The organism is Rhizobium binae, from assembly GCF_017357225.1.
Lineage (GTDB): Bacteria > Pseudomonadota > Alphaproteobacteria > Rhizobiales > Rhizobiaceae > Rhizobium > Rhizobium binae.
This window is the reverse complement of sequence record NZ_CP071604.1, coordinates 4,080,001-4,091,868: the sequence shown is the minus strand read 5'-3', so window position 1 is coordinate 4,091,868 and position 11,868 is coordinate 4,080,001. Positions and strand designations below refer to the sequence as shown.

Sequence of the window (11,868 nt, the reverse complement as noted above, 5' to 3'; positions counted from 1 at the left end):
TCCCCCCGCCAAACTCGCTAAGAGACGCCGCAACTTGGGGCCTTTGGGGGCCTGGGCTTTTCGAGCGGTTCCAGAATTCGGCCGGCTCTTTCGCCAACCGGTCTCCCCTGGGCTTTCGTGATGCCGGGTCCGGGTTTCCGTTTTCCGGCGCCAGTCGTGGTAGAGGCATATGGCACGCATCGTAATGAAATTCGGCGGCACGTCCGTCGCTGACCTGGACCGCATCAAGAACGTTGCCCGCCACGTGAAACGCGAAGTCGATGCCGGCCACGAGGTGGCGGTGGTCGTTTCGGCCATGTCCGGCAAGACCAACGAGCTGGTCGGTTGGGTGCAGGGCACGCCGAAGGTGATCGGCGCCAACTCTCCGTTTTACGATGCGCGGGAATATGACGCGGTCGTCGCCTCCGGCGAGCAGGTGACCTCGGGGCTGCTGGCGATCGCGCTGCAGGCGATGGATATCAATGCCCGCTCCTGGCAGGGATGGCAGATCCCGATCCGCACCGACAACGCCCATGGTGCGGCGCGCATCCTCGATATCGACGGTTCGGACATCATCAAGCGGATGGGCGAGGGGCAGGTTGCTGTCATCGCCGGCTTCCAGGGACTGGGACCCGACAACCGCATCGCGACACTCGGACGCGGTGGATCGGATACGTCGGCTGTGGCCATCGCGGCCGCTGTAAAAGCGGATCGCTGCGATATCTACACTGATGTCGACGGCGTTTATACGACCGATCCGCGCATCGTGCCGCAGGCGCGTCGGCTGAAGAAGATTGCCTTCGAGGAAATGCTCGAGATGGCTTCGCTCGGCGCCAAGGTGCTGCAGGTGCGCTCGGTCGAGCTTGCCATGGTGCACAAGGTGCGTACCTTCGTGCGTTCGTCTTTCGAAGATCCCGATGCTCCGGGCATGGGCGATCTGTTGAACCCGCCCGGAACGCTGATTTGTGACGAGGATGAAATCGTGGAACAGGAAGTAGTCACCGGCATCGCCTATGCCAAGGATGAGGCTCAGATCTCGCTTCGCCGTCTTGCCGACCGCCCGGGCGTCTCCGCCGCGATCTTCGGGCCGCTTGCCGAATCCCATATCAATGTCGACATGATCGTCCAGAACATTTCCGAGGACGGATCGAAGACCGACATGACCTTCACCGTACCGTCGGGCGACGTCGAAAAGGCGATCAAGGTGCTCGGCGACCATAAGGAGAAGATCGGCTACGACGTCGTGCAAAACGAATCGGGGCTGGTAAAGGTATCGGTCATCGGTATCGGCATGCGCAGCCATGCCGGCGTGGCAGCGACCGCATTTCGTGCACTTGCCGAAAAAGGCATCAACATCAAGGCGATCACCACCTCCGAGATCAAGATTTCTATCCTGATCGACGGTCCCTATGCAGAACTCGCTGTCAGGACTTTGCATTCCTGCTACGGTCTGGATAAGAATTGATTCCCAGCGGACGGCCTGCCCCTTCAGGTTGAGGAGACGAAGGCAGGCCGGCCGGGACAGAGTGCGTTGTTTCGGGAGCTTGAGACGTCATGAGAGACCTTTCCGGCGGTCCGCGTGTGCTGCTCAAGCGGCTGCGCGAGTTGATGGCAGAGCCGCTGGAGCCGCAGGACCGTCTCGACCGGATTGTCCGCCAGATCGCCAGCAACATGGTGGCGGAGGTTTGTTCCGTCTACGTGCTGCGCGCCGACGGCGTGCTTGAGCTCTACGCGACCGAAGGCCTCAACCGCGAGGCCGTGCACCTGGCGCAGCTCAAGATGGGGCAGGGCCTCGTCGGCACGATCGCGGCTTCAGCGCAGCCGCTCAACCTTTCCGACGCACAGTCGCATCCGGCGTTCCGCTACCTGCCGGAGACGGGTGAAGAAATCTATCATTCCTTCCTCGGCGTGCCGATCTTGAGGACCGGGCGCTCACTCGGTGTTCTCGTCGTGCAGAACAAGGCGAGCCGCAACTATCGCGACGAGGAGGTGGAAGCGCTCGAAACGACGGCGATGGTGCTCGCCGAGATGATCGCCACGGGCGAACTGAAGAAGATCACCAAGCCCGGTCTCGAGCTCGACCTGACGCGATCGGTGACGATCGACGGCGATACCTATAATGACGGCATCGGCCTCGGCTATGTCGTGCTGCACGAGCCGCGCATCGTCGTCACCAACCTGCTGAACGAGGATGCGGAGAAGGAGATCCGGCGGCTGGCAGAGGCCATGGGCTCGCTGAGAATCTCGATCGACGACATGCTGTCGCGCCGCGATGTTTCGATGGAGGGCGAGCATCGCGAAGTGCTCGAAACCTACCGGATGTTTGCGCATGACCAGGGTTGGGTGCGCAAACTCGAGGAGGCGATCCGCAACGGCCTGACGGCGGAAGCGGCGGTCGAAAAGGTGCAGAGCGACACCAAGGCGCGGATGATGCGGTTGACCGACCCCTATCTGCGCGAACGCATGCACGATTTCGAGGATCTGGCGAACCGATTGCTCAGACAGTTGACGGGTTATACCGGCCGGACGACGGCCGAAGGTTTTCCCAATGATGCGATCATCCTGGCGCGCGCCATGGGGGCGGCGGAACTGCTCGACTATCCGCGCGCCAATGTGCGCGGGCTGGTGCTGGAAGAAGGGGCGGTGACGAGCCATGTGGTGATCGTCGCGCGTGCCATGGGAATTCCTGTCATCGGCCAGGCGGCAGGCGTGGTGGCGCTCGCCGAGAACGGCGATGCCGTCATCATCGACGCCGACGAGGGGCATGTGCATCTGCGGCCGATGACCGATCATCGCCGTTCCTACGAGGAAAAGGTCCGCTTCCGCGCTAGACGGCAGGAACAGTTCCGGGCACTGCGTGCCATCGAACCGGTCACCAAAGACGGCAAGCGGATCTCGCTGATGATGAATGCCGGGCTGCTGGTCGATCTGCCGCAGCTGTCCGAATCGGGTGCAGAGGGCATCGGTCTCTTCCGCACCGAACTGCAATTTATGATCGCCTCCACCATGCCGAAGGCGGACGAGCAGGAGCAGTTCTACCGGAATGTGATCAAACAGGCGGCGGGTCGCGTCGTCACCTTCCGCACGCTCGATATCGGTGGCGACAAGGTCGTGCCCTATTTCCGCGGCCACGAGGAAGAAAACCCAGCGCTCGGCTGGCGGGCTATCCGGCTGTCGCTCGACCGGCCGGGGCTGCTGCGCACCCAGCTGCGCGCCCTGCTGAAGGCCTCGGCCGACACCGAGCTGAAGCTGATGGTGCCGATGGTGACCGAAGTTTCCGAGCTGACGACGGTGCGCGAGCTCTTGCAGAAGGAAGTGCAGCATCTCTCGCGCTTCGGCCACGGGCTGCCGCGCAAGCTGCAGTTCGGTGCGATGATTGAGGTGCCGGCGCTGCTCTGGCAGCTCGACGAGTTGATGGCGGCGGTCGATTTCGTTTCGGTCGGTTCGAACGACCTCTTCCAGTTCGCGATGGCCGTCGACCGCGGCAATGCGCGTGTGTCGGACCGCTTCGATCCGCTGGGCAAGCCGTTTTTGCGTATTCTGCGCGAAATCGTGCGTGGAGCGGACCGGAACAAGACGCCGGTGACGCTTTGCGGCGAACTTGCCGGCAAGCCGCTTTCAGCAATGGCGCTGCTCGGCATCGGCTTCCGCTCGATTTCGATGTCGCCGGCCTCGATCGGGCCAGTGAAAGCGATGCTGCTCGGGCTCGATGTCGACGCGCTGGCGACAGCGATGAATGAAGTGCTGGATGACAACAGCGCCACGGTGCCGATGCGCGAGGTGCTTGCCCGCTTCGCCGAGAGCCACAATATTCCCCTTTAGGCATATTCTAAGAAGAATCGGAGTGAAGGGTGGCGAAGCTTCCCGTTGAAAAGATGCGCGAGCTGGAGCGCCGTTTCGATGAGATCGAAGCGCGCATGTCGGCAGGCCCGGCCGCCGACGTCTATGTGAAACTTGCATCCGAATATTCCGAGCTGCAGCCTGTCGTCACGAAAATCCGCGCCTACGAGAAGGCGGTCGCCGAGCTTGCCGATCTCGACACGCTGCTCGAAGACAAATCGATGGATCGCGAGATGCGCGATCTGGCCGAACTCGAACTGCCCGAGGTGAAGGAGCGGATCGAGGCGCTGGAGCAGGAAATGCAGATCCTGCTTCTACCGAAGGATGCGGCGGACGAAAAAAGCGCGATCCTGGAAATCCGCGCTGGAACCGGCGGTTCGGAAGCAGCTTTGTTCGCCGGCGATCTCTTCCGGATGTATGAACGATTCGCGGCCGCAAAGGGCTGGAAGGTGGAGGTGCTCTCGGCCAGCGAGGGCGAAGCCGGCGGCTACAAGGAAATTATCGCGACGATCACCGGTCGCGGCGTCTTTGCCAAGCTGAAATTTGAATCCGGCGTACACCGCGTGCAGCGCGTGCCGGAAACCGAGGCGGGCGGGCGCATCCATACCTCGGCCGCGACGGTGGCGGTACTGCCGGAGGCAGAGGAGATCGACATCGAAATCCGGCCGGAAGATATCCGCATCGACACGATGCGCTCCTCCGGGGCCGGCGGCCAGCACGTCAATACGACGGACTCGGCGGTGCGCATCACCCACCTGCCGAGCGGCATCGTCGTCACCAGCTCGGAAAAATCGCAGCACCAGAACCGCGCCAAGGCGATGCAGGTGCTGCGTTCGAGGCTCTACGATGTCGAGCGGCAACGGGCCGACAGCGAACGCTCGGCCGATCGCAAGAGCCAGGTCGGCTCCGGCGATCGCTCCGAACGCATCCGCACCTATAATTTCCCGCAGGGACGCGTAACGGACCATCGCATTAATCTGACGCTCTATAAGCTCGACCGGATGATGGAGGGCGAGATCGAGGAGGTCGTTGATGCGCTGATGGCCGATTATCAGGCAAGCCAGCTGGCGCAGCTCGGCGAGCAGCTATGAGGGAGACGGTCGCCGATATGCTTGCCGCAGCGCGCCGTCGCTTCACCGAGGCAGGCATCGCCGATCCGGCAACCGATGCGCGGCAGCTGGTCGCAGGCCTTTTGAAACAGTCGTCGACCGAGCTATTGACGCGATCGGCCGAGAAGCTTTCTCCCGACCAGATCGCGGTGATCTCCAAGGCTATGGAACGCCGGATCGGCCATGAGCCGGTGCATCGCATTCTCGGCGAGCGGGAATTTTACGGTCTGCCGCTTCAGCTCTCGGCGGAAACGCTGGAGCCACGCCCGGATACGGAAATCCTGGTCGATACGGTGCTTGCCTATCTCAAGGACCTTGCAAAGGTGCATGGCCGTCTCCATATTCTTGATATGGGAACCGGGACCGGGGCGATATGCCTTGCGCTTTTGAGCGAATGTCCCGAGGCGTCAGGTGTCGGCAGCGACATATCGGCGGATGCCCTTGGAACGGCAAGATCAAACGCAGAAAGAAACGGATTGCAGGATCGCTTTCAGGCCGTACAGTCGAGATGGTTCGAGGACATCCAGGGCTCCTTTCACGCGATTGTCTCAAATCCGCCCTATATTGCCTCCAATGTCATTCACGATCTTGCTCCCGAAGTGACGAAATTTGATCCGGTCGCGGCTCTGGATGGCGGCCCGGATGGGCTTGACGCCTACCACGCCATAGCCAAGGATGCGGCAAGGTTCATGAGGCCCGATGGGGTTCTCGGACTGGAAATCGGCTACGATCAGCGAAACGATGTGACGGCGATATTCGAAGCGAAAGGCTTCAGGTGCCTCAAATCCATGAAAGATTATGGTCATAACGACAGGGCGCTCATGTTCGCGCTCGCGTAAAAGGCGATAATTGCGGCACTGGACGGGACATTATTGTTATTGCGAAGAAAAGGCTTGGATTTCCCAAGGAAGCAATATAGGTTGCGGACACGTGTTGGGCAGATAGGAATGAACGAGATTCGTTCGGTACTTGGTTTGCCTCGGGGGTCCGCTCTTTTAAACGAGAGTTTCAACGGTTGAACACGACCCGACGCGTGAATCAGTCAAACTGACTTGAGAACCAAGCGGCAGGTCGGCGCAAAGGCGCAGTATGCTCGCGGCACAAAGGTCCTGACCCGGTTTTCCGGTCATGGCGGTTGGTGCCATGTATCCATCACAAACAGAGAATTCAGGTGAACGATCTATGAGGCCAGGACAGCAAAACAAGCGCGGTCGAGGGCGTGGTAACAACAATAACAATGGCGGCGGTGGAAATAACAATAACAATAATTTCAACCGCAAGGGCGGCAATCCGCTGACCCGGACCTATGACAGCTCCGGCCCCGACGTGAAAATTCGCGGTACCGCCCAGCATATTGCCGAGAAATACGCGCAACTTGCACGTGACGCCCAGAGCTCCGGCGACCGCGTGATGGCCGAGAACTATCTTCAGCACGCCGAACATTACAATCGGATCATCGCCAGCGCCCAGGCGCAGATGCAGGAGCGTTTCCAGCGCGACGATCGCGTCGAATACAATGACCGCGACGCGGCGGATCGCGACAGCGACGATATTGATATCAACGACAATGACGGCGATGATGTCGTCGTCGTCCAGCCGCCGCAGAGCAGGCAGCACCAGCCGCAGGCACAGCCGCAGCCGGCTCCCGCTCCCGCTCCCGCTCCGGCACCTCAGCCCGAGGTCATCGATGGAACCGGCCCGCAGCCGGAGATCGAAGGCATCCCTGCCGAGGTGGCCATGGACGAGGAAGGTTCCGCCGGTCAGCCGCGCGAACGCCAGCCCCGCCGCCGCAGCGCTGGCAACCGTCCACGTCGCCCGCGGCGTGGTGCGGAAGGCGATGCTTCGTCGGAAGGCGAGGGCGCTTCCGCCGATGCGCCTGTTCTGGCGGAAGCCACATCGGAGTGAGGGATTTGCCTCCCCTTCGGGGAGAGGCGGGACGTTCATATCATCTGCCCTGATTTGCTTAGAAATCCCCGGCCTAGTACCGGGGATTTTCATTTTACGGGCTCTTTAAACTCCTGGAGCAGGCTACCATATTCTCTTCGAACTGCTTCGCCCAAATCGAGAGGGGCCAAGCGCGGCCTGCCTTTTCAGGGGGTCGATCTCAATCATCGGTCTGCGCCTCGTGAGGGCAGGACGATCCATGGAGGTGGAATATGAATATCGAGAAATATTCGGAGCGGGTGCGCGGTTTCATCCAGTCGGCGCAGACCTATGCGCTGGCGCAGGGCCATCAGCAATTTTCGCCCGAACATATCCTCAAAGTCCTGCTCGATGACGATCAGGGCATGGCGGCGTCGCTGATCGAGCGCGCCGGCGGCGATGCCAAGGCTGCCCGCCTTGCCAATGACGCGGCACTCGCCAAGTTGCCGAAGATCTCCGGCGGCAACGGTAACATCTACCTGGCGCAGCCGCTTGCGAAGGTGCTTTCGACCGCTGAAGAAGCGGCGAAGAAGGCCGGCGACAGCTTTGTCACCGTCGAGCGTCTGCTGCAGGCGCTGGCGATCGAATCCTCAGCTTCAACCTATTCGACGCTGAAGAATGCTGGCGTCACGGCGCAGGGCCTCAATCAGGTCATCAACGAGATCCGCAAGGGACGGACGGCCGATTCCTCCAACGCCGAGCAGGGCTTCGATTCTCTGAAGAAATTCGCGCGCGATCTGACAGGCGAGGCCCGCGAGGGCAAGCTCGATCCGGTGATCGGCCGCGACGACGAGATCCGCCGCACGATCCAGGTCCTGTCGCGGCGCACCAAGAACAATCCGGTTCTGATCGGTGAGCCCGGCGTCGGCAAGACGGCGATCGTCGAAGGCTTGGCGCTGCGGATCGTCAACGGCGACGTGCCGGAATCGCTCAAGGACAAGAAGCTGATGGCGCTCGACATGGGCGCGCTGATTGCCGGCGCGAAATATCGCGGCGAATTCGAAGAGCGGCTGAAGGCCGTGCTCAACGAAGTGCAGGCGGAAAGCGGCGAGATCATCCTGTTCATCGACGAAATGCACACGCTGGTTGGCGCCGGCAAGGCTGATGGGGCGATGGATGCCTCCAATCTGCTGAAGCCTGCGCTTGCCCGCGGCGAGCTGCATTGCGTCGGCGCGACCACGCTCGACGAATATCGCAAGCATGTCGAAAAGGACCCGGCGCTTGCCCGCCGCTTCCAGCCCGTCGTCGTGGACGAGCCCACGGTCGAAGACACGATCTCGATCCTGCGCGGCCTCAAGGAAAAGTATGAGCAGCATCACAAGGTGCGCATCGCCGATGCAGCACTTGTCGCCGCCGCGACGCTGTCCAACCGCTATATCACCGACCGCTTTCTGCCCGACAAGGCGATCGATCTGATGGACGAGGCGGCAGCGCGGCTGCGCATGCAGGTGGATTCCAAGCCGGAGGAGCTCGACGAGCTCGACCGCCGCATCATCCAACTGAAGATCGAGCGAGAGGCGCTGAAGAAGGAAACCGACGTTGCTTCCGCCGATCGGCTGAAGCGGCTGGAGACCGAACTTACCACTCTTGAAGAGGAAGCCGATGCGCTGACGGCCCGCTGGCAGGCGGAAAAGCAGAAGCTCGGTCTTGCCGCCGATCTCAAGAAGCGGCTCGACGATGCCCGCAACGAACTGGCGATTGCCCAGCGCAAGGGTGAGTTTCAGCGCGCCGGCGAGCTGACCTATGGTGTCATTCCGGATCTCGAAAAGCAGCTCGTCGAAGCCGAGAAGCAGGATGGCGAACGCGGCGCGATGGTCCAGGAGGTGGTGATCCCCGACAACATCGCCCATGTCGTTTCCCGCTGGACCGGCATCCCCGTCGACAAGATGCTGGAGGGCGAACGCGACAAGCTGCTTCGGATGGAGGACGAGCTCGGAAAATCGGTGATCGGCCAGGGCGACGCAGTTCAGGCCGTGTCGCGTGCGGTCCGCCGCGCGCGCGCCGGCCTGCAGGATCCGAACCGGCCAATCGGCTCGTTCATCTTCCTCGGTCCGACCGGCGTCGGCAAGACGGAGCTCACCAAAGCTCTCGCCCGCTTCCTCTTCGACGACGAAACGGCGATGGTGCGTATGGACATGTCGGAATATATGGAGAAACACTCCGTCGCCCGGCTGATCGGTGCGCCTCCCGGCTATGTCGGTTATGACGAAGGTGGCGCGCTGACCGAAGCGGTCCGCCGCAGGCCTTATCAGGTCGTGCTGTTCGACGAGATCGAGAAGGCGCATCCCGACGTCTTCAACATCCTGCTGCAGGTGCTGGACGACGGACGTTTGACCGACGGCCAGGGCCGGACAGTCGACTTCCGCAACACGATGGTCATCATGACCTCGAACCTCGGCGCTGAATATCTGACCCAGCTTAAGGACGGTGACGACAGCGACACGGTTCGCGAGCAGGTGATGGAGGTCGTGCGCGGGCATTTCCGGCCTGAATTCCTCAACCGCATCGATGAGATCATCCTCTTCCACCGCCTGAAACGCGAGGAGATGGGCGCGATCGTCGATATCCAGCTGAAGCGGCTGGTGGCTCTGCTGTCGGAACGCAAGATCATCATCGATCTCGATGAGGAGGCCCGCCACTGGTTGGCGAACAAGGGGTATGACCCGGTCTACGGTGCGAGGCCGCTGAAGAGGGTGATCCAGAAATTCGTGCAGGATCCGCTGGCCGAGCAAATTCTGTCCGGTCAGGTGCCGGATGGATCGACGGTGAAAGTGACAAACGGTTCGGACCGACTGCAGTTCCGGACACAGCAGACGGTCAGCGAAGCGGCATAAGCTGAGCTGTCGGATGAATGAAAATGGCGGCCCTGGCCGCCATTTTTTTGGGGCCGAGGCGCCCCTTCAGTTCGTCAGCCTAGCGGCTGCGACGGCAATCACTTGCTCGCCACCTGATCCGGCGTCTGGTTGTTCAGCAGCGTATCGATGCGCTTGCGCTCATCCTCGAATTTTGCCAGTGCCTCGCCCTGCAAGGATTTGCCGCCTGGCAGGCGAATGCGCAGCGGGTCGACCTTGGTGCCGTTGACGATCAGCTCGTAATGCAGATGCGGGCCAGTGGATTCGCCTGTCGTGCCGACCCAGCCAATCACCTGGCCCTGGCGGATCTTGGCGCCGGGCACGACGCCCTTGGCAATGGCGCTTTGGTGATTGTAGGAGGATTCATAGCCGTTCGCATGGCGAATGATCGTCTGGTTGCCGTAGCCACCGGAATCCCACCCGGCTTTCTCGACCGTACCGTTACCGGCAGCGATGATCGCCGTGCCGCGGGGTGCCGCCCAATCGACGCCGGTATGCATGCGGGCAAAACCGAGGATCGGGTGCCGGCGCATGCCGAAACCGGATTTGAAGATGCCGTTAGGGACCGGGTTGCGCAGCAGGAACTGGCGGATGCTCTTGCCGTTCTCGTCGAAATAGTCGACCGTGCCGTCCTCGGGATCCTGGAAGCGGTAGAAGCGCGTTTGCGTATCGCCGAAACGGGCGTTAACGTAGAGCAGTTCGGAATCCTCAGTCGCCTGGCCGGTGCTGTCGGCGACGGAGAAGAAGGCCTCGAGCGTATCCGTCGGCCTCAACTGCGCCTGGAAGTCGACATTGCTGGCAAGCAGCTTGATGATCAGCGCGGTCATATCCTTCGTCATGCCGTAGGAAAGAGCGGCGCGAAAGATGCCGTCATAAACGCGCGGCAGGTTCTGGCCGGGCGCCGGCGCGAAGGAATTGTCATCGAAGGCGGTGGCGATGGCGTCAAGCATCGGCGGCTCGCTGCCGGGCACATATTTGCCTTTGTCGTCGACAGCCACGGTGACCAGATGGCGGGTGCCGCGATAGACACTCGCCCGGATGATCTTTGCCTGTTCACCCTTCTGAATGATGCCGATACGCAGCACGTCGCCTTTTTCGAGGTCGCTGGCTCCCAGCTGCTGGGCAATGATGCCGGCAATGCCATCGGCATATTGCTGCGGATAGCCGGAATCTGTCAGCGCCTTGGCGATTGGTGCGTCGGCGCGCACCGGCAGGATGTCGTCGGCGAATTCCTCTGTCTGCGGCGTGATCGATTCCGGTGCGGAGACCGTCATATTCTGTTCGAGCACGCGGGCGGAGAGACCCGCGGTCAGATCGACATCGGCATCCTCGTTGGAGAAACGACGCGGGTCGACGTAATAGAGCGCCGCGAGCTGCGTGTTGCCGTCGGTCAGCACGGAACCGTTGGAACGCACATTTTCTTCGACCTCCTCCAGCGACAGACCGGAGGCCATCTTCATGCCGGTCTTGCCGGTCGGGAAGGCAATGGTTTTCAGGCTGACTTCGGATTCAACGTCGGAGCCGTAAATTGCGCCGGTGCGGCTTTGCGGGGCAGGCTGTGGCTCGTCGGCGGAGAAGATCGCCAGGGGGTCGAAATCGGGATAGTCCTCGGTCGCGACATGGTTGGCGGCCAACGTCATCTTCACATGCGCGAAGGGCTGGCGGCGCACGACTTCCTTTTCGCCGTCGTGGACGACGGTCGAAACTTCCATGATCGCCCGGTCGGACGGTTTTGCGGCGATGGCGGGCGCGATCAGCCGGCCGCCACGGACGACGGCCGTATCCTGATCCGCTTCCGCGGCAGCACTCGCATAGGCTTCGGCAGGGATCGCCAGCTGCTGGCGGCCATCAAGCGCGGCAAACAGGGCCACACCCATCAGGACGGAAGATGTAATGCCGGTGAGGAACGTGCCCGAGAGCCAGCGCAAGGAAACCTCGCGCTTGTCAGGCGCACGCCTGCCGTCGGCCAGAAGCGGAGGCTCGTTGCCCAACGAGCGGATCATCATTTTCTCCGTCATCATGGCAGTCGGGTCCGCGTCCTTACACTTGATGTTTCTGGGAGCATGTCCTGGCCATCCTGGCTGGGGCGAAAGATGTGCATATTTTGGGCATGGAAGTCAAATCAGCCACGGAAAGGCAGTCTGCCCGCATATGCCTGTGTGAAT

General features: G+C 61.6%; 7 protein-coding genes. 6 read left to right on the top strand and 1 reads right to left on the bottom strand.

The window, feature by feature from the left end:
• Window positions 1–169 precede the first annotated feature (169 nt).
• The 6 genes from J2J99_RS19920 (at window position 170) to clpB (ending at window position 9,685) form a co-directional block, all read left to right on the top strand.
• Window positions 170–1,444, top strand: a complete 1,275-nt coding sequence (locus J2J99_RS19920) for an aspartate kinase (RefSeq protein WP_004671807.1) — start codon at window positions 170–172, stop codon at window positions 1,442–1,444.
• 89 nt (window positions 1,445–1,533) lie between these two features.
• Entirely contained in the window at window positions 1,534–3,801 is a 2,268-nt protein-coding gene (gene ptsP / locus J2J99_RS19915; protein WP_168296714.1) for a phosphoenolpyruvate--protein phosphotransferase, read from the top strand.
• A 29-nt stretch (window positions 3,802–3,830) separates the two neighbouring features.
• Window positions 3,831–4,910, top strand: a complete 1,080-nt coding sequence (prfA, locus tag J2J99_RS19910; protein ID WP_168296715.1) for a peptide chain release factor 1 — start codon at window positions 3,831–3,833, stop codon at window positions 4,908–4,910.
• The gene (gene prmC / locus J2J99_RS19905) at window positions 4,907–5,767 is read left to right on the top strand and encodes a peptide chain release factor N(5)-glutamine methyltransferase (RefSeq protein WP_168296716.1); all 861 of its coding nucleotides are present in this window, start codon (window positions 4,907–4,909) and stop codon (window positions 5,765–5,767) included. Before prfA ends, prmC begins: the two co-directional genes overlap by 4 nt.
• Before the next feature lie 343 nt (window positions 5,768–6,110).
• On the top strand, window positions 6,111–6,833 hold the full coding sequence (locus J2J99_RS19900; protein WP_168296717.1) for a DUF4167 domain-containing protein: 723 nt from the start codon (window positions 6,111–6,113) through the stop codon (window positions 6,831–6,833).
• A 251-nt stretch (window positions 6,834–7,084) separates the two neighbouring features.
• A complete protein-coding gene (gene clpB / locus J2J99_RS19895; protein ID WP_168296718.1) occupies window positions 7,085–9,685 on the top strand; it encodes an ATP-dependent chaperone ClpB in 2,601 nt (866 codons plus the stop codon).
• A 98-nt stretch (window positions 9,686–9,783) separates the two neighbouring features.
• Here the strand turns inward: clpB and J2J99_RS19890 are convergent, their stop codons facing one another.
• Window positions 9,784–11,724, bottom strand: a complete 1,941-nt coding sequence (locus J2J99_RS19890) for a M23 family metallopeptidase (protein WP_168296719.1) — start codon at window positions 11,722–11,724, stop codon at window positions 9,784–9,786.
• Between the last annotated feature and the right edge of the window lie 144 nt (window positions 11,725–11,868).

Excerpts from the sequence above, each read along its gene's own strand:
- ptsP (WP_168296714.1), top strand. The coding sequence starts at position 1,534 with ATGAGAGACCTTTCCGGCGGTCCGCGTGTGCTGCTCAAGCGGCTGCGC.
- J2J99_RS19920 (WP_004671807.1), top strand. The coding sequence starts at position 170 with ATGGCACGCATCGTAATGAAATTCGGCGGCACGTCCGTCGCTGACCTG.
- J2J99_RS19890 (WP_168296719.1), bottom strand. The coding sequence starts at position 11,724 with ATGATGACGGAGAAAATGATGATCCGCTCGTTGGGCAACGAGCCTCCG.
- clpB (WP_168296718.1), top strand. The coding sequence starts at position 7,085 with ATGAATATCGAGAAATATTCGGAGCGGGTGCGCGGTTTCATCCAGTCG.
- prmC (WP_168296716.1), top strand. The coding sequence starts at position 4,907 with ATGAGGGAGACGGTCGCCGATATGCTTGCCGCAGCGCGCCGTCGCTTC.
- J2J99_RS19900 (WP_168296717.1), top strand. The coding sequence starts at position 6,111 with ATGAGGCCAGGACAGCAAAACAAGCGCGGTCGAGGGCGTGGTAACAAC.